The sequence below is a fragment of the Flavobacterium lindanitolerans genome, from assembly GCF_002846575.1.
Taxonomy (GTDB): Bacteria; Bacteroidota; Bacteroidia; order Flavobacteriales; family Flavobacteriaceae; genus Flavobacterium; species Flavobacterium lindanitolerans.
Genome location: NZ_PJND01000007.1, coordinates 546488 through 570302, shown reverse-complemented (window position 1 = coordinate 570302; position 23815 = coordinate 546488). Strand labels below are relative to the sequence as shown.

Annotated in this window: 24 protein-coding genes; 20 read left to right on the top strand and 4 right to left on the bottom strand. The window is 32.4% G+C overall.

Annotated elements, in window-relative coordinates; all coding sequences use genetic code 11:
* Positions 1 to 17: 17 nt before the first annotated feature.
* From B0G92_RS02525 to B0G92_RS02465, 13 genes are all read left to right on the top strand, one after another.
* Positions 18 to 1715, top strand: a complete 1698-nt coding sequence (locus tag B0G92_RS02525; RefSeq protein WP_056067121.1) for a DUF6909 family protein — start codon at positions 18 to 20, stop codon at positions 1713 to 1715.
* 2 nt (positions 1716 to 1717) lie between these two features.
* Positions 1718 to 2704, top strand: coding sequence for a hypothetical protein (locus B0G92_RS02520; protein ID WP_101470989.1), 987 nt, complete (start codon positions 1718 to 1720; stop codon positions 2702 to 2704).
* A 218-nt stretch (positions 2705 to 2922) separates the two neighbouring features.
* Positions 2923 to 3459 carry a hypothetical protein gene (locus B0G92_RS02515; protein ID WP_101470988.1) on the top strand — a complete coding sequence of 179 codons (537 nt, stop codon included), beginning with the start codon at positions 2923 to 2925 and terminating at the stop codon, positions 3457 to 3459.
* Between the two features lie 97 nt (positions 3460 to 3556).
* Positions 3557 to 4813 carry a flippase gene (locus tag B0G92_RS02510; protein ID WP_101470987.1) on the top strand — a complete coding sequence of 419 codons (1257 nt, stop codon included), beginning with the start codon at positions 3557 to 3559 and terminating at the stop codon, positions 4811 to 4813.
* A gap of 2 nt (positions 4814 to 4815) precedes the next feature.
* Positions 4816 to 5907, top strand: coding sequence for a glycosyltransferase family 2 protein (locus B0G92_RS02505; RefSeq protein WP_101470986.1), 1092 nt, complete (start codon positions 4816 to 4818; stop codon positions 5905 to 5907).
* A 352-nt stretch (positions 5908 to 6259) separates the two neighbouring features.
* Positions 6260 to 7261, top strand: a complete 1002-nt coding sequence (locus B0G92_RS02500; protein ID WP_180326394.1) for an O-antigen ligase family protein — start codon at positions 6260 to 6262, stop codon at positions 7259 to 7261.
* A complete protein-coding gene (locus B0G92_RS02495) occupies positions 7254 to 8066 on the top strand; it encodes a glycosyltransferase (protein WP_180326393.1) in 813 nt (270 codons plus the stop codon). The genes B0G92_RS02500 and B0G92_RS02495 overlap by 8 nt, the downstream gene beginning before the upstream one ends.
* Positions 8050 to 8772 carry a class I SAM-dependent methyltransferase gene (locus tag B0G92_RS02490; protein ID WP_101470983.1) on the top strand — a complete coding sequence of 241 codons (723 nt, stop codon included), beginning with the start codon at positions 8050 to 8052 and terminating at the stop codon, positions 8770 to 8772. Before B0G92_RS02495 ends, B0G92_RS02490 begins: the two co-directional genes overlap by 17 nt.
* A gap of 33 nt (positions 8773 to 8805) precedes the next feature.
* Positions 8806 to 10002 carry an O-antigen ligase family protein gene (locus tag B0G92_RS02485; protein ID WP_101470982.1) on the top strand — a complete coding sequence of 399 codons (1197 nt, stop codon included), beginning with the start codon at positions 8806 to 8808 and terminating at the stop codon, positions 10000 to 10002.
* Positions 9989 to 11113 (top strand): glycosyltransferase, encoded by a 1125-nt coding sequence (locus tag B0G92_RS02480; protein ID WP_101470981.1) that lies wholly within the window; start codon positions 9989 to 9991, stop codon positions 11111 to 11113. The genes B0G92_RS02485 and B0G92_RS02480 overlap by 14 nt, the downstream gene beginning before the upstream one ends.
* Positions 11114 to 11313: 200 nt before the next feature.
* Positions 11314 to 12297: a UDP-glucuronic acid decarboxylase family protein gene (locus B0G92_RS02475; protein WP_101470980.1), complete on the top strand. Its 984-nt coding sequence runs from the start codon at positions 11314 to 11316 to the stop codon at positions 12295 to 12297.
* Positions 12298 to 13650, top strand: a complete 1353-nt coding sequence (locus tag B0G92_RS02470) for an exopolysaccharide biosynthesis polyprenyl glycosylphosphotransferase (protein WP_101470979.1) — start codon at positions 12298 to 12300, stop codon at positions 13648 to 13650.
* A 2-nt stretch (positions 13651 to 13652) separates the two neighbouring features.
* Positions 13653 to 14429 carry a glycosyltransferase family 2 protein gene (locus B0G92_RS02465; protein WP_101470978.1) on the top strand — a complete coding sequence of 259 codons (777 nt, stop codon included), beginning with the start codon at positions 13653 to 13655 and terminating at the stop codon, positions 14427 to 14429.
* Here the strand turns inward: B0G92_RS02465 and B0G92_RS02460 are convergent.
* A complete protein-coding gene (locus tag B0G92_RS02460) occupies positions 14415 to 15731 on the bottom strand; it encodes a phenylacetate--CoA ligase family protein (RefSeq protein WP_101470977.1) in 1317 nt (438 codons plus the stop codon). The genes B0G92_RS02465 and B0G92_RS02460 overlap by 15 nt on opposite strands.
* A gap of 91 nt (positions 15732 to 15822) precedes the next feature.
* Here B0G92_RS02460 and purD point away from each other — a divergent pair, with 91 nt between their 5' ends.
* Entirely contained in the window at positions 15823 to 17094 is a 1272-nt protein-coding gene (purD, locus tag B0G92_RS02455) for a phosphoribosylamine--glycine ligase (protein WP_101470976.1), read from the top strand.
* Positions 17095 to 17151: 57 nt separating this feature from the next.
* Here the strand turns inward: purD and B0G92_RS02450 are convergent, their stop codons facing one another.
* On the bottom strand, positions 17152 to 17382 hold the full coding sequence (locus tag B0G92_RS02450; RefSeq protein WP_056067159.1) for a DUF6341 family protein: 231 nt from the start codon (positions 17380 to 17382) through the stop codon (positions 17152 to 17154).
* A 115-nt stretch (positions 17383 to 17497) separates the two neighbouring features.
* Between B0G92_RS02450 and B0G92_RS02445 the strand changes: the two genes are divergently transcribed.
* Entirely contained in the window at positions 17498 to 18427 is a 930-nt protein-coding gene (locus B0G92_RS02445) for a DUF6427 family protein (protein ID WP_101470975.1), read from the top strand.
* Here the strand turns inward: B0G92_RS02445 and upp are convergent.
* A complete protein-coding gene (upp, locus tag B0G92_RS02440; RefSeq protein WP_056067163.1) occupies positions 18422 to 19075 on the bottom strand; it encodes a uracil phosphoribosyltransferase in 654 nt (217 codons plus the stop codon). The two genes, B0G92_RS02445 and upp, sit on opposite strands and share 6 nt — an antisense overlap.
* Positions 19076 to 19221: 146 nt before the next feature.
* On the opposite strand from upp, the gene B0G92_RS02435 reads away from it, so the two are divergent.
* The 3 genes from B0G92_RS02435 to B0G92_RS02425 are packed head-to-tail and all read left to right on the top strand — an operon-like array spanning position 19222 to position 21133.
* A complete protein-coding gene (locus B0G92_RS02435) occupies positions 19222 to 19827 on the top strand; it encodes a DUF4254 domain-containing protein (RefSeq protein WP_101470974.1) in 606 nt (201 codons plus the stop codon).
* Between the two features lie 6 nt (positions 19828 to 19833).
* Positions 19834 to 20037, top strand: a complete 204-nt coding sequence (locus tag B0G92_RS02430; protein ID WP_056067167.1) for a hypothetical protein — start codon at positions 19834 to 19836, stop codon at positions 20035 to 20037.
* A gap of 55 nt (positions 20038 to 20092) precedes the next feature.
* Positions 20093 to 21133: a glycosyltransferase family 9 protein gene (locus tag B0G92_RS02425; protein WP_101470973.1), complete on the top strand. Its 1041-nt coding sequence runs from the start codon at positions 20093 to 20095 to the stop codon at positions 21131 to 21133.
* A 10-nt stretch (positions 21134 to 21143) separates the two neighbouring features.
* Here the strand turns inward: B0G92_RS02425 and B0G92_RS02420 are convergent, their stop codons facing one another.
* Complete coding sequence (locus B0G92_RS02420) at positions 21144 to 22043, bottom strand: DUF4349 domain-containing protein (RefSeq protein ID WP_101470972.1); 900 nt, start codon at positions 22041 to 22043, stop codon at positions 21144 to 21146.
* Between the two features lie 149 nt (positions 22044 to 22192).
* Here B0G92_RS02420 and B0G92_RS02415 point away from each other — a divergent pair, with 149 nt between their 5' ends.
* Both B0G92_RS02415 and B0G92_RS02410 read left to right on the top strand, forming a co-directional pair.
* Positions 22193 to 22555: an S-adenosylmethionine decarboxylase family protein gene (locus tag B0G92_RS02415; protein WP_101470971.1), complete on the top strand. Its 363-nt coding sequence runs from the start codon at positions 22193 to 22195 to the stop codon at positions 22553 to 22555.
* Entirely contained in the window at positions 22555 to 23775 is a 1221-nt protein-coding gene (locus B0G92_RS02410) for a DUF4178 domain-containing protein (RefSeq protein ID WP_101470970.1), read from the top strand. The genes B0G92_RS02415 and B0G92_RS02410 overlap by 1 nt, the downstream gene beginning before the upstream one ends.
* The last annotated feature ends 40 nt before the right edge of the window (positions 23776 to 23815 follow it).

The window sequence follows — 23815 nt, the reverse complement described above, 5'->3', positions numbered from 1 at the left end:
TTAGAAAATAAATAGAAATGAAAGAAACTAAAAATATATCACGATCAAGAGCCCAGGAGTCTTCTGCGGCTATTGAAAAGCTATACATCACTATGCGCCATTTGTTTAATAGAGGATTCTATAAGCCAATGGGTGTTTCGGGTGATACATTGAGGGAGGCATTATTGCAATTAAGACCGGAAATCTACGGAACGATTGCAGAAGAAAAAGTAGAATTAAGCGGACTTTTGTACGTAATTGAAAGGCTTCCTGTTGGAATAGAAGAATGCCGTTTTATCAATCTTACATCAGATGAAGGCTATTCAAAATCACATTTCAAGGCAATTGTTCCTCCAAAAAGAAAGAGAAACTGCTACAGGATTGATAGCGAACAAATGAATGTTGAAATTACAAGAGGACGTTCTGATATTTATGATATCCTGACGCACCTTACCTTTATTTTTATTGAATCGCATAAAATCAAGGATAGAGTTCTTTTGGATGAAAACACTAAGGAAATGACCCGAGATTGGGAAAAGCTGGAGCAGATTGTGGTTCAGAATAAAAAGCTTACCCTGATTGAAAAAGAAATAGCGATTTCGCATGCTTCTATTATTCTGGGACGTTCTTTTGAAGAGATACTGGACATTTATGAAGCTTTTGGAACGGAAGAAAAACCGGATCGTTTCCTTCATGTGATTTACTGGTTAGGAAAATTAGCTATTGAAGAGGTAATATTCAATAACAAGAGAACCATAACCTTCAGTCCTATACTCAGAGAGCGTTTAGGACACCATATCCACGGAGAAATTTGGGCGAATAATATCAAAGAAGTATTAAAGCAAAACGAATTGCTTGACAGACCGATTCATATTATCAGTGCGAATATGCATAGTGTTATGAATTCTATTTTTGCCACGCATACGCTTAAGACTAAATTTAAGGACAAAACTGACTTCTTTGTTTATGAAGAACTAAGTAAGCCGGGTGCTAATGACCTACGAAATAAAGTAGAAGAATTTGCCTTGAAATATGGCATGATTTCGTTACCGGATACTTCAGGTACCAACATCGATGTACAGATTTTTGATACGGCCAAAATAGATTGGGCAAAATCAGCATTCCCGAAAGCGAAAATAGGGGCGCACGCTCCGGTTATTATCGTAATGGATTATGCCTTTGGTGAACAGGCCTATGAAACTATTGATGAGCTTTTAAAGCCATATAAAGATGGTAAGAACAAATATTTTCTGAATGTAGAATCGGTTTCCATCATGGGGAAAGCCGGAATCCTGGAAGGAGGAAAAGGAGATATCATGATTCCGTCTGCCCATATCAACGAAGGAACTGGCGATAATTATCCTTTTGAAAACCAGCTGACAGCCGAAATGTTTGAAGGAAACGGAATTCCGGTATATGCCGGACCTATGGTTTCTGTATTGGGAACATCGCTTCAAAACAAAGATTTGCTGAAGTTTTTCCACGAATCAACATGGGGTGTCATTGGTCTTGAAATGGAAGGAGCTTACTATCAGAAAGCAATACAATCGGCTTCAAAAATCAGAAAAAGTATCAACCCTGACGTTCAGGTGAGATATGCTTACTATGCGTCAGATAACCCATTAGAAACAGGAAGCACGCTGGCTTCAGGAGGTTTAGGAACAACAGGAGTAAAACCAACATACTTAATTACGATTAAAATATTAGAACAAATTTTTAACATAAAAACAAACTAACCATGAGTTCAAACTCACCAACCAATCCGGACAATCAAGAAATTGACTTGGCACAAGTTTCGAAAAAAATAAGGAACATGTATCAAGACTTCCTTTTTTTGATATTTAAGGGACTTCTATTTGTAAAAAGAAATATAATTATCTTGGCTGTTCTCCTTATTGTAGGGGTTGGATTAGGATTTTATTTAGACAGAAATACAACTGTCTATAATCATGAAGTAATAATTAAGCCAAACTTTGGTAGTACTGATTATACATATGCCAAAGTAAATTTAATTAACTCAAAAATAAAAGAAGGAGATTTTGAATTTCTCAACCAAATTGGTATTAAAAAGTCGGCAATGGTATCAAAAATTGAAATAGAACCTATACCAGATATTTATGAATTTGTTAATTCGAAAGAACAAAACCTCGAATTAGTTAGGCTTATGGCTGAAAGTAGTGATTTGAGCAAGATTATTAATGATGAAACAACAAGTAAAAACTATGCTAATCATAAAATCATATTAACAACCAATAAGGAAATTAGCCGTAGTGAGATTATAGAACCGGTGCTTGATTATTTGAATAAGAGTGAATTATACTCAAAAATTCAAAGTACTATCATAGAGAATCTTCGGTCTAAGATAGAATCAAATAAAATTACAATAAATCAAATTGATAATTTACTAGCAGATTTTTCGACAGCTTCAAAAGGAAAGTCAAAAAGCGGTAATTTGGTTTACTATAATGAAAACACTCAATTAAACGATGTTTTAAAGACTAAAAATGAGCTTGTTCTTGATCAAGGAAGCAGAATGCTGGAGTTAGTTTTTTCTGATAAAATTGTAAAAGAAAGCAGCGAGGTTCTGAACATCAAAAACAATCAATCTCTTAATGGGAAAATGAAATTCATCATTCCGATTTTATTTTTATGTGTTTTCTTTGGGATTATATTAGTAAGAGGGTTCTATAAATCACAAATGGCAAAAATGGAAGCTACTCTTTAACTGATTCAGTATGATATATTTTTGGAGATAACATAAAGGGAATGCGAAATCTTACATTATTAAAATACGAATATACAGATAGACTGTATTAGCGATATGTCATAAAAGTATTTTTAATATGTTTGATTAAATAATGACAAAAACATCTGAAAATAATTTATTTAAACTCTTTAAATTAATAAATATATATATATTTTTGCGCTTTAAAAAATATACAAATGAAAACAAAAATCATTATCGCTAGTTTATTTTTAGCATTATTTGCTTCATGTAAAAATGAAGAAAAGAAACCTGTTGTAGCTGAAGAACCAAAAGTAGAGACATTTGATGTTGCTATTGATTTAATTATTAAAGCAGATGATGAAATGATTTTGCTTTATAAGGATGGTACTAATCAATGGTTCGATGAAGATCATGCAGTTTGGTTAGGTGTAAAGGGAAGTGATTCTGTACAAACCGCTACATTCAATTTACCTGAGGGAGTTATTGGTACAGATTTAAGATTTGATATCGGGCGTAATGATTTTAAAGGTTTAGCACCGATAGAAATAAAGAAAATAACTATTTCATACAAAGGGAAAAAGTTTGTAATTGACCAGGATAAGGTAAATGATTATTTCGCAACTAACGAATTTATCGTTTATGATCCGGCTACAAAACAATATTCATTTAAGAAAAATGATAAGGGAGAATATGATCCTTACTTCCAATCGAAGGAGCCTTTGTTAGCTGAATTAATAAAGGTGGCTCAATAGCACATTATTTTTATTGTAAACATAAAAAAGGTTATTCGAGTGGATAGCCTTTTTATATTTATGGGGATAAGGTTTTGAAAACGTTAAATTAAATCAAATGATGTTTAAATCCCAAAAAGTAAAAACTCTTTTTTCAAATTTTATATCATTATCTGTTTTACAGGGATTGAATTTAATTTTACCGTTATTAACTATTCCTTATTTATTAAAAGTTATTGGAGTAGAAAAATATGGAATTTTAGCTTTTATCAATGCAGTCGTATTATACTTTCAAATTGTAACGGAGTATGGCTTTAATTCGACTGCAACCCGAGATATTTCTGTATCTTCCTCCGACAAAAAAAAGGTAGGTCAGCTCTTTAATGAGGTATTGTCAGCAAAGTTATTCCTTCTCGGAATAGGAATTATTGTTTTGAGTATACTTGTTTTTTCCTTTCCATTCTTACGAAAATATTTTGATTTATATTTTTATAGTTATGGTGTAGTTGTTGGCATGGCTATTTCTCCAATTTGGTTATTCCAGGGTTTACAACAAATGAAATACATAACTTATATTAATGTAGTATTTAAAACCCTTTTTACTTTAGCAATTTTTGTTTTTGTAAAAAATGAAAATCAATATTGGTTGGTGCCTGTATTTACTTCTTGTGGGTTTATTTTTTCAGGTATTTTGTCTTTAATAATTGTAGCAAAAAAATTCCAGATACGATTTATATTTCAAAGCTTCGACAAGATTGTCAATCAATTAAAAAACGGGAAGCATATTTTTCTGTCGGAACTGCAAATGACATTGCTGTCTAATACAAACCTTTTAATTATTGGGTTTATTGCAGGAAATAGTTCTGTTGGTTATTATTCGTCAATTGAAAAGGTTATCAGAGCTATTAGCAATCTAAATGCACCCGTTATCAATGCACTATATCCTTTTATCTCTAAGGAAATGGTCAATGATAAAATAAATGCAGTGAAAATAATTAATAAAGTAGTTAATATAGGTGGTAGCGTTATTTTCTTTTTTATTTTCTTGTGTTTTATTTTTTCAGATTATATTATTAATCTGATTTATGCAGATAACTTTAATGAAGATGCTGTTTTAATTTTTAGAATAATGATTTTATTTCCTTTATTATCCTTTTTTGATCAGGTTTTTGGAAAACTGGTTTTGTTAAATAATGGAAAAGATAAAGAATTTCTTAAAGTATTTTTTTATTCTGGTTGTATTAGCTTATTATTGACTTGTATTTTGACGTTTTATTTTGACTTTATAGGTACAGCTATAGCTTCAACATTTGCACAAATTTTAGTTGCTTCCGGAATGTTTTATTATTCTATGAAGATTATTAGGGCAAAATAATTATGGAATTAAAATTAAGTATTATAATCCCTGTATACAATGGGGAAAAACATATTGAAGAATGTATAGAATCACTTACCAAGCAAACTCTCTCTGATTGTGAGTTTATTTTTGTAAATGACGGTTCTAATGATAAAAGCGTTGAATTAATTCAAAAACATCTGATAGAAGATTCAAGAATTATTCTCATAAATCAAAAAAACAGTGGTGTTAGCGTTGCCAGAAATACAGGGATAGAGTCAGCAAAAGGAGAATATATCGGTTTTATTGATTCGGATGATTTCGTTACTAATGATATGTTTGAAGTTTTATATAAAGAAGCAGTAAAGAAAAATGCAGATGTTGTTGTTTCGGATTATTATTTAGGCAGAGACGGTAAATATGTAAAGAAAAAAACAGTATTTGAGTATGGTTTCTTGTATGATAATGCATCAATCAATAAAAAGATTATTCCAAGTCTGATTAAAAATGAGGATATAGTATTGCCTGCGGTTTGGAATAAGATTTATCGAAGAAAATTTCTACAAGACAACAATTTCTTTTTTTTGAAGAAATTTTCCCTTGAGGAAGACATTTTATTTAATATTCAGGTAATTAGTCATGCAAAGACACTTTTTTTTATAGATTATTGTGGTTATTTTTACAGAGAAACTATTGGTAGTGCCTCAAGAAAAATAGCTGAAAACTCTTTTTTTGATAGAATAATAGAAAACTATAATATTGATATTAAGAGTCTTACAAATATTACAATTCCGTATGAAGAAGTAAAGAAATTTCAAGCCGTAAAACTTGTAAATCTCTCTTTATATTATTTGTTTAAAGGTGCAATTGACGATCAAATTACCCAAAAGGAGAGAAATCTGCTGTATAAAAGAATTATTTTAAATAACGATGTGGTTCTTTCGTCAAAAAAATATAAACAGGAACTTTTAAAAAATAAGGGTTTATTAGAAATCGTAATGATGTTTATAATAAGAAATAAATTAATTACCACAGCTCATATTTTAGGTTTCCTGTTAAATAAAATATACACCCCTAAACTTTCTGAAATATTCAGATCTTTAAATCAAAAAGTAAATGTTTTCATTAAATAAACCTTACCATCTTCTTTTTTTTCTCGGCCTATTTTTTTTCCCATTTAACTCTTTTGAAGGGATTAAAGCACTAGGAGAATTTAAAAATGAATCCGGAGCTTATTTTTTTCTGTTAGGTTTTATTTTACTTTTTTTTCAAAAAAAAATATCATTACCCTTATATAATTCTGTTTTTAAAATAATTCTGGTGTTTTTAGGCTGGTGCTTTCTTTCAACATTATTAAATTTTACAAATGTTGAAAGCAGTTATTTTAAGCACACAACAGGAATTAATAGATTTATACGCCAATATATCTCCTTACTGTTATCTGGTATCGTTTTTTTCCTTTTTTACTATAATGTGTTAATAAAAATGGAAATAAAAGAAATACTTTATAAAATAAGAACGGTTTTTTTATACTCCTTATTTACCGCTTCAATAGTTGGTTTTTTTGAAGTACTAGCGGGCTATTATGGGATTTCATTAGCACGTTATGCTTTTTATGTTTTGGATTATTTTCCTTTTTTTGAAAAAAGACTTATTGGAGACAGAATTTCCTCAATTGCTGATGAGCCTCCTTTTTTTGCAGTTTATTTAATAACCATATCAGGTTGGATGTTTAGTTATATGTTAACCAATAAAGGTATTTTGAAATATCTTCCTACAATACTTATACTCGTTCTTACTTTCTATTCCGGTTCAAGGACAGCATTGATTGTAATATTTATACAGGTTATTATTTTCTTTCTGACAACTGTATCAAAAGAAAAAATAATTAAGAATACAATCAGAGCTACAGTTGTTTTTTCGTTTTTAACAGTATGTATTTTTATCTTTAATGGAGATAAGATAATTAATGCTTTTGAAGAAAAGATAGACTCACTTGATTTTAGAAGTAACCTGACAAAAAATATCTCAAATCAATCCCGTTTTGGGATGCAATATGCAGCGCTCCAGGTTTTCTTAGAACATCCTATTATTGGAGTAGGTTATGGACAGCAGACATATTACAGTCGCTTTCACTATCCGGCCTGGGCAGTAAAGAACAATTATGAATTTAAAGAAGCTTATAAAAACCCTGCTGTCAAAGCTTTTCCACCCAGCTACAATATGTATACCAGAATTTTGTCGGAATTAGGATTGGTTGGCATTTCAATTTTTATATTCTTGATTTATTTCAGTATCAAAAAAATCAAATTTCTTATAAAAAATAAGAGCGGTGAAAAACAAGTACTGGCAATAATTCTATTGGTCGGATTATCGGGTCTGTTTATAAATTTACTTCAAATAGATACTTTCAGATTGTATGGACTTTGGTTATATTTGGCAATCTTAACAGTCTTGACAAATAAGCAGGAAAATGCATATGAATAAAGTTGCACTATTAATTCCTCATTATAATAATTTTAGGGGTTTAGTGACTTCCATAAACTCAATTGATTCTTCGGAATTTATAGATATTGTAATTGTAGATGATGGAAGTACTAGAGAAAAAATAGATGAAGATGTTTTAATCAAAGCATTTAAAGCAAACGGAACAATAAAATTTCTCTATTTGCAAGAGAATAAAGGCATTGAACACGCATTAAATCACGGTTTGGATTATATTCTGAACAATAATTATCAATTTACTGCCAGGTTGGATGTTGGTGATGTTTGTGTGGGGAAAAGATTTCAGATACAACATAAATTCTTAGAAGATAACAAGAACATAAAATTTATAGGAGCAAATGCAAATGCTTTTGATATGGAAGGGAATTTTTTATTCAGATATAATTTTCCATTAAAACATTCCGAGATAAAAAAACGCATATATTTGAATGCGGTATTTGTTCATCCAACATTTATGTTTGATAATGAAATTATAAAAACGGTAGGATATTATCCCACAAATTATAAATCGGCTGAAGATTTTGCATTTGCAATGAAAGTAGTCAAACACTTTATTACAGAAAATCTGGAAGAATGTTTGGTAAATGTCGAAATTAATCCGAATGGTATTTCATTATCTAAGAGAAATCAACAAATTCGAAGCAGATTAAAAGTAATAAAAGATAATTTTTATTTTGGTTACTATCCAATATACGGGCTTTTTAGGAATATCATTATTTGTATTACCCCCAACAAATGGATTGCAGCATTAAAAAAAATAAAAAAACGAAATGATAGACTTCATTAAAAAAAGTATACAAAAGGAAAAATTTGAACCTAAATTTTTAGGCTTTTGTATAAACAATAACTATTTAATAAGAAAGGAATTAAATAGTCAGATAAAAAAAAATGCTCTGAATGCAAAAGGAATATTATTAGATTTTGGATGCGGAACTAAACCATATAAAAAATATTTTACTAATGTTTCAAGATACATAGGAATTGATTTAAAAATTGACGGTTGGGAGCATCGCCAGAATACGGTCGACTTTTTTTATGATGGAAAAACAATACCTTTCGAAGACAATTATTTCGACACCATGCTTTGTACGGAGGTTTTAGAGCATGTTTTTAATATAGAAGAATTACTGTCAGAGTTTCAAAGAGTTCTAAAACCTAATGGAACAGCTTTAATTACAACACCTTTTATGTGGGAAGAGCATGAAATGCCACATGATTTTGGTCGTTATACAACACCGGCACTGGTATATTTATATGAAAAATATGGGTTTGAAATAGTTTCCCATCATAAAACAGGAAATAACCTAAAAGTTATAGCACAGTTTAGTATTAACTATGTAAAAACATTATTACCAGCAAATAAAATTTTAAAACAAATATTGCTAATTCCTTTCATAATTTACTTCAATATTGTAGGTTCAGTTTTTGGATTCTTACTTCCCGGAGACAAAAGTGTTTATTTTAATAATGTTTTTGTTATCAAGAAGAAGTGATTTTTGGGAAATGAATAAAATTTATAACTAGAGATGAAGAAGATTATTGAAAATAGCTATGATTATTTGTTTATAGGCATGCTGCTTCTTTTGCCTTTTTCATTAGCTTTTCCAAGTATTGTTCTAGGATTACTTGTTTTTTCTTTTATCCTCGATATAAAAAAAGTTAAATTGGATAGAATAAAAACAGTTCCTTTTTATATTCTATATTCTTTATTCCTTTTTATTTTTATTAAGGCCCTTATAAATAATAGTTTAATAATAGATCAGAAGCTACTTAGCAGGTATCTGTTTGTTTTGGTAATTCCCATACTTTTTTTAAAAATTAAGGATATAGAGAAAATAAAAACTGCTCTTATAGTTAGCATACAGTTGATGATAGCAGTATCAATTTTCAAAATAACGAAGCACTATATAATTTTTAATAATTTCCCTCTCGGAGATGGGCTACTTGTAAATGAACTCCTAGTTCTGGAAAGGCCTTATGCTGGTTTTATGTCCTTAATGGGATTAATACTTTCATTAGAAAAAATAAGAGATAACGATAAGAATAAAGGTCTGTTTATATTTTTTAGTATAATGTCGATTTTTTTTATAGTTCTAATAGCAGCAAGAAACTCTTTTATAACTCTGTTGTTTTTATTCTTTCTGTATATATTTTTCTATTTAAAAATTTCAAAACGTTATAAGTTCACATTTATAGGTTTTTGGATTTTAATAATAGTAACAATTATATCTCTAAACAAAAACATTTTAGAGCGATTTCATATAAATAAAGATATAGAAGGAACACTTTCAAAAATTGCTATCTTCGAACCTAGATATGTAATTTGGCCATGTGCCTATGATTTAACTAAAAAGGAAGAATTTAATTATATAGTGGGATATAAAAGTGAAACTGAAATTAGTGCCGGATTGATTAATTGCTATTCTCAAAAAATAAGTAATGAATCAAGAAGGGGTTGGTTTTTAGAAAGAAGATTTAATACGCACAATCAATTTTTAGCTTTTTTCCTTAGTTCAGGAATAATTGGTTTTTTAGCTTTAGTGTCATTTTATTTTTTTTCTTTATACTTATACAGATATAACTTTTTTGCTGTAGCGATATTAATAAGTTTCTTATTTTTCTTTCTCTTTGAAAATGTTCTTTCCAGACAATTTGGATGCTACATCTTTGCTATCTTTACCTCTCTTTTTTTATTAAAAAACAAAATAAATGAAAAGGAATAAAATAGTTCATATATTACATTCAGTTGGAGGAGTTGATGTTTCTTTACGTCTTATTCTGTCTAATATTAATAATATAGAATTTGAAAATGTAATTATCCATGGACAAAAAGATACTGAAGATGTATTTCTTGATAAAAACAATCAAAAATTAAAGAGTTATAGAATACCTATCAATAGAGACATATCTTTTAAAAACGATTTAAAATCAATTATTCAAGCCTATAAGATAATAAAAAAGGAAAAGCCAGATCTCATACATTCCCATAGCGCAAAAGGAGGTATAGTTGGTCGAATGGTAGGTCGAATGCTCGGTATTAAAGTATTACATACACCTCAGGCTTATTCTTATTTAAGTACAGAAAACTTCTTAAAAAGAAAAGTTTACATCACTATCGAAAAATTATTTGCAAATGGCAATTCTATATTATTGGCATCTTCGAATTCTGAAAAAAACAGAGCTATCAAAGAGGTTGGATATGTAGAAAAAAAAACAATTTTATTTAATAATTCTATTCTACCAATAGATCAGTTATCAGAACTTACAATTGAAAAAAATTGGCCAGATGATTATATATGTACAGTTGGAAGACCTTCATTTCAAAAAAATATAGAGCTGATGATTCAGGTTCTTTTTGAGATTAAGAAACACCAAAAACACATCCATTTGGTTTTGATGGGAGTAGGGTACCATTCACCACAATTAGATTCTATAAATGATTTAATAAGTAAGCTAGATTTAAAATCTAACATTACTTTGTTAAACTGGACAAACCGACAAGATATTTTTAGAATAATAAATGATTCTAAATTATATATTTCTACAGCACGTTATGAAGGCTTGCCTTATTCTATAATTGAAAGTTTAGCACTATGCAAACCCTGTGTAGTTAGTGATTGTGATGGAAACAGAGATTTAATCATAAACGATTTTAATGGTTTTGTAATTAAAGACAGTCATCCGGAAAGTTTTTCCAGAAAAATCATTGAAATTTTAAATAATGAGGAACTTTATTTAAAATTTTCTCAAAATGCTAAAAAATATTTTGCTGAAAATTTCAATATTATTGATAATATAAAAAAATTAGAAAATATCTATAAATCAAATATATAATTGTTTTTTAGGTGAAAAATCGTCAAAATAAACTTACTTTTCATGTCTTTGTTTTTTATTGTATAAATTATTTTTTTTTAAATATTAACGATTATAGTTTTTTGTTGTAAATGATAATCCTATTTTTGGGAACATTTATTTTTGTGGCTAAATCAAATAGTTTTTCCATGAAAATTTCACAATTAAAAGATTAATCTGGCATGAAAAGAATATTAATAACCGGAGCGGCAGGGTTCTTAGGATCCCATTTGTGTGATCGTTTCTTAAAAGAAGGTTATTTTGTAATTGGAATGGACAATCTTATTACGGGTGATTTAAAGAATATTGAACATTTATTCAAACTTGAAAATTTCGAATTTTACCACCACGATATAACCAAGTTTGTTCATATACCGGGCAGATTAGATTATATATTACATTTTGCATCGCCAGCCAGCCCAATAGACTATCTCAAAATCCCTATACAGACACTAAAAGTTGGATCTCTGGGAACTCACAATCTTCTGGGATTGGCGAGAGTAAAAAAATCAAGAATATTAATAGCATCTACATCTGAGGTGTATGGAGATCCATTAATTCATCCGCAAACCGAAGAATATTATGGAAACGTAAATACTATAGGACCAAGAGGAGTTTATGATGAAGCCAAACGTTTTCAGGAATCCATAACCATGGCCTACCATACTTTTCATGGCGTTGAAACCAGAATTGTCAGGATTTTCAATACCTATGGGCCAAGAATGCGATTAAATGACGGAAGGGTAATTCCCGCTTTTATAGGTCAGGCGCTTAGAGGCGAGGATTTGACTATATTTGGTGACGGAATGCAGACGAGATCTTTTTGTTATGTTGACGACCAGGTAGAAGGAATTTTCAGATTATTGCATTCAGATTATATATATCCTGTAAATATTGGTAATCCGGATGAAATAACAATTAAGGATTTTGCGGAAGAAATTATCAATTTAACAGGAACAAATCAAAAGGTAGTATATCGTCCTTTACCGATAAATGATCCGCTTCAAAGACAGCCGGATATTACAAAAGCAAAAGAACTTTTGGGTTGGGAGCCTAAAGTATCGAGATCAGAAGGAATGAGAATAACCTATGAATATTTTAAATCTTTATCATCGGAAGAATTGTTGAAGGAAGAGCATAAAGATTTCTCAAAATATATTTTTTAAGTGCGCAAAAAAACTGGAAGATATTCTGGCTATATAAGGCCATTTTCATATGTGCTGGATTTGATTATCATCAATATCCTAGCCAATTTTCTATTGCCGGAAACACTAAACCTGTTAGGATATCATTTTTTCATTTCTATTTCCTGGCTAATCATTGCCTGGAATATTGGTTTCTATGAAGTCTACCGTTATACCAAAGTTATTGAGATTTTCAGCAATATCTTAAAGCAATATTTATTCTTCCTGCTCATCAATTTTGCATTTATCGGATTTTACCTCAAATTTTCCGAACCTTCGAAAATGATCGAATTCGTTTCGTTTTCACTTATCCTAGTCAGTCTTGCCAAGTTTTTCATCTATTTTTCATTACGAAGATTCAGAGTTGTTTTTGGAGGGAATTTTAGAAGAGTAGTTATTGTTGGAAATGGAAAAAGCACCATCCAATTAGGAGATTTTTTTAATGAAAATCCGGATTATGGATATAAATTGGAAAAGGTATTTACATTGACTCCAAATAAAAAAGAACAGATAGACGAATGTTTTAAGTTTGTTCTGGAGAACAAAATTGATGAAATCTATTGTTCTCTGTCGGATTTATCAAATGCCGATTTAAACAGGTTTATTGATTTTACGGATAATAACCTAAAAATATTGAAGTTTCTTCCGGATAATAAAGAGATTCTGGCCAGAAACCTAATCTTTGATTATTATGACTATATTCCAATTATTTCATTAAGAAATATACCTTTGGATGAAGTAGCCAATAAAATAATAAAACGAATATTTGATATCGTTTTTTCTTTATTAATTATTGTGGGGATTCTTTCCTGGTTAATTCCAATACTGGCGCTCCTTATAAGGCTTGAATCAAAAGGAAGCGTTTTCTTCAAACAAAAGAGAAACGGATTGAACTATAAAGAATTCTACTGTTATAAATTCCGTTCAATGAGACTGAATGAAATAGCAGATTTATATCAGGTTTCTAAAAACGATCCTAGAATTACAAAAGTTGGTAAATTCATAAGAAAAACCAGTATTGACGAATTACCTCAATTCTTCAATGTTTTATTAGGCGATATGTCTGTTGTAGGACCAAGACCTCATATGGTGAGCCATACAGAAATGTATGCCAGAAGGATTGACAAGTTTATGGTGCGCCACTTTATCAAGCCGGGCATTACAGGTTTGGCACAAACTAAGGGCTTCAGGGGTGAAGTCGAAAGCGATAAGGATATTATTTATCGTGTAAAATTTGATATTTTCTATCTTGAAAACTGGTCGTTGTTATTGGATATCAAAATCATTTTCCTCACAGTAATCAATGCTATCAAAGGAGAAGAAAAAGCCTATTAACAATGAAAGGGCATCTGGTTTCCATTATTACACCCTCTTTCAATTCCGAAAAATTTATTTCTGATACGATACAATCGATTAAAAACCAAACCTATCAGGATTGGGAAATGATTATTGTCGACGACGGATCAACAGACGACACGGTTTCCATAATAAAAGAATTCCTTACCGATAGCAGGATTCAATTATATCAATTGGATCAAAACTCAGGAACCGGAGTTGCCAGAAATAAGGCAATTACTTTAGCAAAGGGCAGGTATATTTCTTTTTTGGATTCTGACGACCTGTGGAAACCGGAAAAGCTTCAAAAGCAGGTTGAATTTATGACCTCAAAAAACCAGCCTTTTACCTTTTCGTATTACGAATGTATTGATGAAAGTGGAAAAGCATTGGGAAAAATTATCCAGGCACCACAAAAACTAACCTATCGTCAATTGTTCTGGAGCAATTGGGTGGGAAATCTGACAGGAATTTATGATGTGAATTTTTTTGGAAAAATAGCCATTTCTTCAGCGCGGAAACGTCAGGACTGGATGATGTGGCTCAACATACTCAAAAAAATAAAAACCGCGGAACCCGTCCCGGAAAGCCTGGCGATTTACAGAATTCGTGAAAATTCCATTTCTGCATCCAAAACAGTGCTTTTAAGGCACAATTACAAAGTTTACAGGGATTTTCATCACAAAAGTATTATTGGGTCAGTAATCTGCATGATTGGATTTTTATTTACCCATTTTTTCATCAAACCAAAGTATGTGAAAAAATCAAGACCTGAGTAATGATTGGAATTGTTTAAGCTTACCGCGATTAGTTCGGGCTAAAGAAGATTTTCGGAGGAATGTGAATTTTAAGTTCGGTTCTAGGTACAAGGAAATGGCATCTTCAATTTTGGCAATCTGTTCTAATGTCAGTTCTGTTTCGCTTACATAGTCAACTTCAAAAGAATCGATAGAAGTCTGTTTTATGATAAACTCTTTGACGTTTCCATCGTCCTCGATTATGCTTTTTGTAATATAATAAAAAGTCAATCCCGGTGCTTTTTTACCACTTGGCAGCACGGCTACATCATTTGTCCGTCCGGTCAATTGTTTTAGAATCGGTTTTTTGAACGTACTTTTCTCATCAAGTATACCAATATCACCAATATCATAACGGATAAAAGGATGTGCCTTGTTATATAATGAAGTAATTACTACCCGGCCTTGCGTACCATGCGGAACCGGTTGTCCGTCATCATCCAAAATCTCAACAAATAAGGTTTCCGCATTGACCTGCCATTCTCCTTTTTGATTTTCAAAAGCAATCAGGTCCAATTCTGAAGCACCGTATTCATTAACAACACGCACTCCAAACTGTTTTTCCATTAGTTTTTTATCCTTTTCAAATAACATTTCTGAAGTAACAATACATACTTTTAGAGTAGGACAAATGTTTTTGAGAATAAGATTTTTACGCTCCAGATATTTTGCAAATAGTACAATAGAACTTGTATATCCGTTGATATAGTCAAACTTTTTGCGTTTAAAATGACCTAAAAATTTTTCCAGAACCGGATCAGACAAATCAAAAATCGGGAAACGGAATCTATGTCCTAAAAAATCCTTGAGACGCTCCTTTTTATTTCCTATAAAATCTAACGGGATACCATAGAATCGTGCCTGATACGAGCTGTTAAAATCAATTCCATACCACCCAAATCGGTACATATTTGATGCCCAGGTCATAGCATGCGAATAATTATCTTTCGCAAAAATAAATGGGTCGCCACTGGAACCGGAAGTCTTGTTTACAAATACATTTTTAGCAGTTAAACCTTGGGAAAGTCTCAAATCTAAAGGCTGTTGCAGTTCCTTTTTGGTAAGAACAGGCAAAGCGTTCCAATCTTCAGAAGTCTTTCCTAAGGCCAATTGGCGATAAAAAGAATTGTTTTTCAGGTGGTAATCAACAATCTGCTTTCTTTTCCCAAGAATATAACTCTCATAACTCGCTTCCGGAATTTCAAGAATATTGTCAAATTCCAATCGGGCTTCATCTATGGGAAAGCCGCTAATTTTTAAGGAAAAGTCAAAAAGTTTAAACACAGCCTGAAAGTTGATAGTTTTTAGTAAATTAATTATTTTTTATCTTCAAAAGCAATTAATTTTGGCACTTAATTAAACAAACAACACAACAATGACAATTTTATTATTAGGTTCTGGCGGAAGAGAACATGCTTTGGCCTGGAAAATATTGCAGAGCACAAAATGCTCAAAATTATTTGTAGCACCAGGAAATGCTGGTACAGAAACAATTGCAAAAAACATCAATATCAGTCCAACCGATTTTGCAGCCATAAAAAACTTCGCCAACCAGGAAAAAATTGACATGGTTGTTGTAGGACCGGAAGACCCTTTGGTTGCCGGAATTTATGATTTCTTTAAAAATGACGAAAGCCTGAAACACATTCCCGTTATTGGTCCGTCAAAAGTTGGAGCGCAATTGGAAGGAAGTAAGGAGTTTGCAAAAGAATTTCTGGTAAAGAATAGTATTCCAACCGCTGCTTATGGAAGTTTTACTAAAGAAACCTTAGAAAAAGGACAGCAATTTCTGGAAACACTTGAGCCTCCTTATGTTTTGAAAGCAGATGGATTGGCAGCTGGTAAAGGCGTTCTGATTATTCAGGATTTGGAAGAAGCCAAAACAGAATTAGCCAATATGCTTGTTGGTGAAAAATTTGGTCAGGCAAGCTCCAAAGTTGTAATCGAAGAATTTTTAGACGGTATTGAATTGAGCTGTTTTGTTTTAACGGACGGCAAAAACTACAAGATACTTCCAACTGCTAAAGATTATAAAAGAATTGGAGAAGGCGATACGGGTTTGAATACCGGAGGAATGGGAGCCGTTTCACCTGTTCCTTTTGCCGATTCCGTATTATTGGAAAAAATTGAAAGCCGAATCGTAAAGCCAACTATTGCCGGATTGCAAAAGGATGGAATAGAGTACAAAGGATTTATATTCATAGGGCTGATTAATGTGAAGAATGAGCCAATGGTTATTGAGTACAACGTTAGGATGGGCGACCCGGAAACTGAAGTTGTCATACCAAGATTAAAGTCAGATTTGGTTGAACTGTTTTTAGCTGTTGCCAATGAAAAATTAGACCAGGCTACTTTAGAAATAGATCCCCGAAGCGCGACGACCATAATGGTCGTTTCAGGCGGCTATCCGGAAGATTATGAAAAAGGGAAAGTTATTTCCGGAATCGAATTCGTTTCAGATTCTATTGTTTTCCATGCCGGAACCAAAATGGCGGATGGGCAGATAGTGACTAATGGAGGAAGAGTGCTGGCAGTGACATCTTATGGTGATAATTTTAAAGAAGCTATCCAAAAATCATATCATAATATTGGAAAACTGAATTTTGATAATATGTATTTCAGAAAAGATATCGGGTTTGACCTATAATCAACAAAAAAAACCGGGAAGTATATATTCCCGGTTTTTTGTTTTATTTAGAATAGCCTACTCTAAGAAAGAATGAGCTGTAGTATCCTGGAACTCGTCGTTGTTGGCTTTGTGCAATTTTAATTGCTTGATCCAATAAACAATTGCCACAGCACAGATAATCATAAAAATCCAGTTCAGTGTGTTGGCAGCCCACCAGTTTTTCAATTCTAATTCTCTGAAAAAATCAAGCGGTTTGAATAAAATGTCTACGAATAAATATTGTATTCCTTCGAAAAATGATTTCATATCGTTTGTTATGTTTTATTTTATGAACTTCTAAAATTTCTGTAGAGATCAACTTTATCATAGTTCATTTTAGAACAAGTAGTATCTTTACACTGCAAAAGTATAAAATATCCTCATGATTACAAGCATTTTTAGCAAATCTAGGCCGTTAAATTATATAATTATTTCAACGCTGTTAGTTGTATGCTATTTTTTATACCTTCAAAAATTTCCTGAACGGGTAGATTCTGCCGAAGGAGTTCTGTCCTGCATAGGTCTGCTGCTACTTTTAGTAGGGTCTCTTTTTATTGTAAATTTCGTGACCAAAAAGAACGGATTAAGCAAGGACAATAGCTATACGTTTCTTTTTTTCTTCTCTTTTCTGATTTTATTTCCAACAACATTAATCAACGTAAACCTGATTATTTCCAACTTCTTTATACTTTTGGCACTACGCAGGCTGATTTCATTGCAATCGCTACTCACACCAAAAGAAAAAATATTTGATGCTTCGCTTTGGATTTTTATCGCGGCCATTTTTCACTTCTGGAGTATTCTGTTTATCCTGATTGTTTTCGTATCGATTCTTTTCCACGTTTCCAGAGATTACAGAAACTGGATATTGCCATTTATTTCCTTTTTTGCAGTTGGAATCATCACTCTGATGTATGCGCTGATTTTTGACAGAAGCCTAATTGAGACAGTAGTTGATAGCGCCTTAATTGATTTTAATTTTAATTACTTTACCAACAACTATCAAAATTTTGCGCTTTCACTTTATGTGGTTTCGGCAGCTTTCTTTTTTATAACACAGGCATTGACACTGCCAAACAAACCGTTAAACATGCAATCCTCTTACAAAAAGATAATTGTTGCGTTTTGTCTTGGTGCTGTTGTTTTTCTGATTTCTTCCAATAAAAATAATAGCTTGCTTGTATATACTTTTGCTCCGGTAGCTATCATGGCAACCAATTATATTGAGTCGATGCAAATCAACTGGCTAAAAGAAACCTTTGTTTATGTGATTGTGGGCTGTAGTCTGTTGACGTTTTTTTCGCAATTATAGCTTATTGCCATAGGCCAGATCGCCGGCATCTCCTAAACCGGGAACAATATAATTTTTCTCATTCAGCCTTTCATCAAGAGTGGCTACCCAAAGATGGCAATAATCGGGAAGATGTTCCTGCAAATAGGAAATCCCTTCCGGTACGGCAATTACTACAGCAATATGGACCTCTTTTGGGGTTCCTTTTTCCATCAATTTATTAAAGACAGCCACCATAGATTGGCCTGTAGCTAACATTGGGTCTATGAGTAAAAGGTTCTTGTTTTCAATGCTAGGAACGGCCTGATATTCTACCTTGATTTCAAAAGAATCATCATTATTATAATGATGGCGGTAGGCAGATACAAATCCGTTTTCAGCACTATCAAAATAATTCAGGAAACCCAAATGCAGGGGTAATCCGGCACGCAATATGGAACATAAAACCAAATCATCCTGAATTTCAGTGGTTTTTTTAATACCAAGAGGCGTTTGGATTTCGACATCCTTATAATGAAGATTTTTGCTGAGCTCATACGACATTATTTCACCAATACGTTCAATATTCCTGCGAAAACGCATACTGTCTTTCTGTACGTTTACATTGCGGATTTGTCCTAAGAAATGGTTTAAAACGCTGTTGGCTTCTGATAAGTAATGTATTTGCATGTTTTTTAAGTTTCTAAGTTTTTGAGGTACTAAGTTCCTAAGCTATGAGTTCTGCAATCTAAAGTCTAAAGTCTAAAGTCTGCTTTCTAAAATTTTTCCCTGCCATAAAGGTATAAAAAGTATATTTGTATTTTAATTGTAAAAATATGTTTTCAAAACTAGCCTATTCCGTATTCGAACAGAGCATTAAGGATTATCATAAATATGATAATGTAGACCAGCCAATTAACAATCCGTATTCAAATGACACATTTGAACATTTGTTGTACTTGAAAAACTGGATAGATACAGTGCAATGGCATTTAGAAGATATAATCCGTGACCCCAACATCGACCCTGTTGCAGCTTTGAAACTGAAAAGAAGAATTGATGCTTCAAACCAGGAAAGAACAGATATGGTAGAATATATCGACAGTTATTTCCTGAAAAAATACAGCGGTGTTAAAGTAAAAGACAATGCGAAGATAAACTCTGAAAGTCCGGCATGGGCATTTGACAGATTGTCAATCCTGGCATTGAAGATTTATCACATGAACGAAGAAGCTACGCGTGAAGATGCTACACAAGAGCATAGAAATGCTTGCCAGACCAAATTGAATGTACTTTTGGAGCAGCGTTCAGATTTGTCTACGGCTATTGACGATTTGCTTACAGACATTGAAAAAGGAGATAAGTTCATGAAGGTCTATAAGCAGATGAAGATGTATAATGACGATGAGTTGAACCCTGTTTTGTACCAAAACAAAAAATAAGACCAAATGGCGGACAAGAATTTTATCAGTTCGGAACCGTTATTTTTCAAGATTGTTTATGGACTGACTTTTTTAGCATTTCTCTATGTTTTGTATGAAATGCTTTTTCTGGAAACCGAACAGCAATCCCAACCATTAAAATTGATTGTTCTTGCTTTGTTTGGAGTCTTCTTTATTCGAAAAGGCCTGAGCGGAATGAGACAAAAATAATAACGAAAGACTTTTTTGAGAAAAATTCATAAAAGTCTTTTTTATTTTATAACCAATGTCAAAAATCAAACACATTTTAGTCTTTAGGCTTTCTGCGATGGGCGATGTTGCCATGACCGTTCCTGTATTGAGAGCCTTTGCTGAACAATATCCGGATGTAAGGCTAACGGTAGTATCCCGTCCTTTTTTCAAGCCTTTTTTTGACGGAATTCCCAGCCTTGACTTTTTCGCTATCGACCTGAAAGAAAGACATAAAGGCTTTTTAGGGCTGGTGCGTCTGTATAAAGATTTGAAGAAATTGGGTATTGATGCAGTAGCCGACCTGCATAATGTGCTGCGTTCCAAAATAGTGCGTACGCTTTTTGCATTGGCCGGAAAAAAAACAGCCTTTGTAGACAAGGACAGGGCTGGAAAAAAAGCTTTGACCCGGGCGGAAAATAAGGTTTTTAAACCGTTAAAGCCAATGACTGAAAGACATAAGGAAGTTTTTAGAAAACTGGGTTTTGAAATCAATCTTGAAAATCCTGTGTTTCCTGAAAAAGCAAATCTTTCCCAGGAGATTTTAAATGTTACCGGAATAAAAAATAAAAAATGGATTGGAGTAGCACCTTTTGCGCAATATGAATCCAAAGTTTATCCTCAGGATATGATTCAGGAAGTTATTGATAAGCTTTCTGAAAATCAGGAATATGTAGTGTTTTTATTTGGAGGAGGAAATAAGGAAACAGAAATACTGAACGAGTTGGCTAAAGGAAAAGAAAACGTAATTACGGTTGCAGGCAGGTTAAAATTCGAAGAAGAAATAAAGCTAATTTCCAATCTCGACCTAATGCTTTCAATGGATTCAGGCAATTCGCATATAGCCGCAATGTTAGGTATAAAAGTAATTACGCTTTGGGGAGCCACACATCCTTATGCCGGATTTTCACCTTTTAATCAGGAACTAAGCTCTGCGCTCACTTCCGATAGAGAAAAATATCCGTTATTGCCTACTTCTGTTTACGGCAATAAAAAAGTAGAAGGCTATGAAGATGCCATGCGAAGCATTCCGGTAGAAAAAGTTATTACTACCATTAGTGACAAATTGAGAGGATAAGATTTCGTAATTAAGGATTTGTCTTTTTCTTCCTTCTTCGTATTAAAATCCAGATAATAATTCCGAGAACGATAATGGTCCAGATATTGACGAAGAAAATAATAATTTCTTCCAAAATATGCCACCCTGTTTTCAGGCCATCCATAATCCTGACACCAATGCTGGTTCTGTATTCTTCACTATCCGGATTCGCAATGACTTCTTTTTTGAATTCCTCTCTTTGATAAAGAGACAGGCTTAACGTACTGAAATTTACCTGGTCTTTTAGCGAAAGATTAGACAGTTTGGCCTCGTCAGATTGTGTTTGACTTTCATGTAACCTATCTTCGGCATCTAGTGTTTCACCTAATTTTTTGCCGCGATTTGCTATGGCATCTTCAACACGTTTTTGATTGTCCTGATTTCTTTTTTGGGAAAGGTCGTTTGACAATAATTTTAAAGAAACATCATCAGCTTTTATAATCCGGTAGTCCAGATAGTCGATTTGACGTGCGATTGTTTTTAAAGTAGTATCCAAAAGTGTATTAGGAACGCGAATAATCATATTGTTTTCCACAACAAAACGGGTAGTTTCAACTAAGGAGTCGTTACTTTTCTTTGCTGTTGAGGTATTGATAATATTGCTTCTCAGTTCAGTAGAGCTTACAAAACCACCAAATTTAGCAACCGTATTTTCAATGGCATAAGTTGATTTTGCGACATTTTTGACCTTGAATCTCAAATCAGCCGTGCGGATGAATTTCCGGGTTGAATTTTTATCTACAACGGCAGCGGAAGACGAAACCATTGATGCATCTTGGGATGAAACAGTTTCTGCGGCAGCCTCTTCTGAATAAGCTTCCCGTCCTTTGTTTTGTTTACAAGAAAAAAAACTAGCAGATAAAAGAAGAAGATAAATGACTTTTTTCATTTTCAAGGGTTTGATTTTTAATCAAATGTAATTAAAAAAGGATTTTGATAATCAGATGACAACATGTATTTTATGAAAAAATTAGTAGTTTTTTCTTTCATATAGAAAATATTGCTATTTTGGCTTTTTGTAACAATCTATTTGTTTTTATGGCTATTCAGGCAAATCCTCTCGGATTACATCAATTACTTACGCTTCATGTCGAAGACCATAAAAAACTTGTTCAAATAGAACAATTTATAGATTTTACAGAAGGATTACTTGAAAAATATAATCTGGAAAAAGTCGGAATAGCTTCACATGTTTTTGATAATAAAAGTTATACGGTTGCTTTTTGCCTCATGGAATCTCATATCTGTATCCACACCTGGCCAGAAAATAAGAATTTGGCATTGGATATCTATCTGTGTAATTATTCACAAGACAATACGGAAAAGGTTAGGCAATTAGCACAGGAATACATTTCCTTTTTTGGAGCTGAAGTTTTAAAACAAGTTGAAATAGATAGGTAATGCATATAGCTTGTAAAAAATGCGGTACGACTACATCAATCGAAAGCAATTTCGAAGCCAGATACTTTGGCTGTCCTTATTGCAGAAGCTTGTTTGAAATCAAAGAGGAATTAAGTCTTTTTAAAGAATTTGAACACAAGCCGTTGAATCCAATACTGGATATAGGAATAAAAGGCATTATTAATGGAAAAGAATATGAAATCGTCAGTATGTTCGTCAAAAAATTCCATGCCATTCATTATTGGAGGGAATACACGCTAAAATCAAAAGACGACCATTATTTATATCTGTCAGAATCAGAAGGACACTGGATCTTGCTTGAAGAAATTCCCGATAAATTCAATGTTTCCAGAAAATATAAAAGGCTTACCTATAATGAGGTTTCCTACGATTTATATGAAAATACGCATTGTAGAGTTGAGACGGCATACGGATTCTTTGATGAAGAAATACCCCAAACGGAAATACAAATCATAGAATATATAAAGCCACCCTATATCGTTTCGATTGAAAAATTAGAAAAAGAACAAAAGGCTTATTTTGGAAGGCATTTTAGTAAAAGAGAAATAAAAAAAACATTTGGTAATCCGGAGCTACCCGGTAAATTTGGTGTAGGTTCTGTACAGCCTTTCCTTTTTAATTTTTATAATGTGGCGATTATTTTTTGCTGTACGGCCATTCTTATTTTACTAACACAGCTGTTCATGAACAATAGTAGGGGCGAAACCGCAGTGTTTTCAAAAACTTTTTCATTTACAGAATATAATAATAAGGACTTTGTTTCGGAGTCATTTATTTTAGAAGGGGCTTCCGCTCCGCTGACTGTGTTAATACATTCAGAGGTAGACAACTCCTGGGCTAATGCACAAGTCACATTAGTTAATGAAAATACAAATGAGGAAGAATCTGCCAGTCAGGATATTGAGTATTATCATGGATATACTGATGGCGAAAATTGGAGCGAAGGAGACAGAAGTGAAGAATTTAATATTTGTGGTGTAGGACAAGGAAAATACCATTTGGTTATTACACCTCAAAAGCAACCAGACGATACATTAAATGACCGTATAACAGTCAAGGCAGTTTGGAAAAGTCCGTCCATGTGGAATTTCTTCATTTCGATATTGGTTATGGGAATTGCTTTGGGTATTATTTATTTTGCAAATAAAAGCTTTGAAACCACCCGATGGAGTAGTAGTGATTTCTCACCATTTAATTAGGAGAATATGGATATTAATACAATAAAAGTTTTTATTAAAG

Coding starts and splice junctions, on each gene's coding strand:
- B0G92_RS02480 (WP_101470981.1), top strand. CDS start 9,989: ATGAAAAGGAATAAAATAGTTCATATATTACATTCAGTTGGAGGAGTT.
- B0G92_RS02425 (WP_101470973.1), top strand. CDS start 20,093: ATGTCAAAAATCAAACACATTTTAGTCTTTAGGCTTTCTGCGATGGGC.
- B0G92_RS02510 (WP_101470987.1), top strand. CDS start 3,557: ATGATGTTTAAATCCCAAAAAGTAAAAACTCTTTTTTCAAATTTTATA.
- B0G92_RS02465 (WP_101470978.1), top strand. CDS start 13,653: ATGAAAGGGCATCTGGTTTCCATTATTACACCCTCTTTCAATTCCGAA.
- B0G92_RS02490 (WP_101470983.1), top strand. CDS start 8,050: ATGATAGACTTCATTAAAAAAAGTATACAAAAGGAAAAATTTGAACCT.
- B0G92_RS02415 (WP_101470971.1), top strand. CDS start 22,193: ATGGCTATTCAGGCAAATCCTCTCGGATTACATCAATTACTTACGCTT.
- B0G92_RS02420 (WP_101470972.1), bottom strand. CDS start 22,043: ATGAAAAAAGTCATTTATCTTCTTCTTTTATCTGCTAGTTTTTTTTCT.
- B0G92_RS02445 (WP_101470975.1), top strand. CDS start 17,498: ATGATTACAAGCATTTTTAGCAAATCTAGGCCGTTAAATTATATAATT.
- upp (WP_056067163.1), bottom strand. CDS start 19,075: ATGCAAATACATTACTTATCAGAAGCCAACAGCGTTTTAAACCATTTC.
- B0G92_RS02450 (WP_056067159.1), bottom strand. CDS start 17,382: ATGAAATCATTTTTCGAAGGAATACAATATTTATTCGTAGACATTTTA.
- B0G92_RS02500 (WP_180326394.1), top strand. CDS start 6,260: ATGGAAATAAAAGAAATACTTTATAAAATAAGAACGGTTTTTTTATAC.
- B0G92_RS02525 (WP_056067121.1), top strand. CDS start 18: ATGAAAGAAACTAAAAATATATCACGATCAAGAGCCCAGGAGTCTTCT.
- B0G92_RS02475 (WP_101470980.1), top strand. CDS start 11,314: ATGAAAAGAATATTAATAACCGGAGCGGCAGGGTTCTTAGGATCCCAT.
- B0G92_RS02515 (WP_101470988.1), top strand. CDS start 2,923: ATGAAAACAAAAATCATTATCGCTAGTTTATTTTTAGCATTATTTGCT.
- B0G92_RS02435 (WP_101470974.1), top strand. CDS start 19,222: ATGTTTTCAAAACTAGCCTATTCCGTATTCGAACAGAGCATTAAGGAT.
- B0G92_RS02505 (WP_101470986.1), top strand. CDS start 4,816: ATGGAATTAAAATTAAGTATTATAATCCCTGTATACAATGGGGAAAAA.
- purD (WP_101470976.1), top strand. CDS start 15,823: ATGACAATTTTATTATTAGGTTCTGGCGGAAGAGAACATGCTTTGGCC.
- B0G92_RS02495 (WP_180326393.1), top strand. CDS start 7,254: ATGAATAAAGTTGCACTATTAATTCCTCATTATAATAATTTTAGGGGT.
- B0G92_RS02410 (WP_101470970.1), top strand. CDS start 22,555: ATGCATATAGCTTGTAAAAAATGCGGTACGACTACATCAATCGAAAGC.
- B0G92_RS02430 (WP_056067167.1), top strand. CDS start 19,834: ATGGCGGACAAGAATTTTATCAGTTCGGAACCGTTATTTTTCAAGATT.
- B0G92_RS02485 (WP_101470982.1), top strand. CDS start 8,806: ATGAAGAAGATTATTGAAAATAGCTATGATTATTTGTTTATAGGCATG.
- B0G92_RS02520 (WP_101470989.1), top strand. CDS start 1,718: ATGAGTTCAAACTCACCAACCAATCCGGACAATCAAGAAATTGACTTG.